Source organism: Neisseria sp. P0021.S007, from assembly GCF_051956855.1.
Genome location: NZ_JBQCXA010000272.1, coordinates 1 through 870 on the forward strand (window position 1 = coordinate 1; position 870 = coordinate 870).

Here is an 870-nt window from a genome sequence, read left to right on the forward strand (position 1 = left end):
GCCTGACAACGGTTTCTCAGGATGACGCCAGAGCAGGAAAAAACGGATGTTGAACAACAGGATGGTAATGGCAACGAAAATCTGATGGCTGTATTTTACAAACAGATATTGCATGGCAGTTTCTTATGTTAAAGGTTGAAAAACAAAGCAGCTATTTTACCGCAAACATCTATTTCTGACGCAACTTTTCAATCGCCAGCAGATAGGGAGGTGCATTGCGGCGGTTGACAAAGCCATAACGTAACACGGCAAAGGCTTCCTGCGGCAAAGTTTCCGCCCATTGCACAATCGCTTCAGCCTCTATTCGGCCGGCTTCATGCCCCGGATACAATACCGCCACGGCAAGCCCGCCCTCTTTCAGCAAACCCAAAGTATCCGTCAGCGCACGGATGCTGCTTTCCGCTTCAGTCGTACAGCTTTTATCGCCACCTGGCAGCCAACCGAAATTAAATACTGCGGCATCTAGAGGCTCGTCGATATAAGACAAAAGGTTTTCATGGCCGTCATGTATCAGGACTACCCGACCATCTACACCGTTTTCTTTCAGACGGCCTTGGGTTTGCGCCAGTGCTTTAGATTGCACATCAAACGCCCACACCCTACCCGTCTCGCCAACCAACTGCGCCAACAGCAAAGTATCATGCCCGTTTCCGGCCGTCGCATCCAAAGCGTGGCCGCCTGATTTTAAGGCTTGTCGTAACAGGGAGTGTGCAAAGGGAAGAATGTTTTCAAGCAGCATGATAAAGGTCGTCTGACAATAAAAATACCCTAACGCAAAAGCGGTAAGGTATTGAAAAACAGGAATGCGTTACATCATTTATTCGGCAGGTTGTTGCACAGTCTCAACTTGAACCGGAGCAGCTGCGGCAG

Annotated in this window: 1 protein-coding gene and 1 pseudogene; both read right to left on the reverse strand. The window is 49.1% G+C overall.

Features of this window, described 5'->3' with window-relative positions:
• Window positions 1-114 (reverse strand): annotated as a pseudogene (locus tag ACTHUR_RS12745) (SirB2 family protein); the annotation flags it as partial.
• 55 nt (window positions 115-169) lie between these two features.
• Complete coding sequence (locus tag ACTHUR_RS12750; protein ID WP_070713031.1) at window positions 170-739, reverse strand: tRNA (mnm(5)s(2)U34)-methyltransferase; 570 nt, start codon at window positions 737-739, stop codon at window positions 170-172.
• Window positions 740-870: the final 131 nt, after the last annotated feature.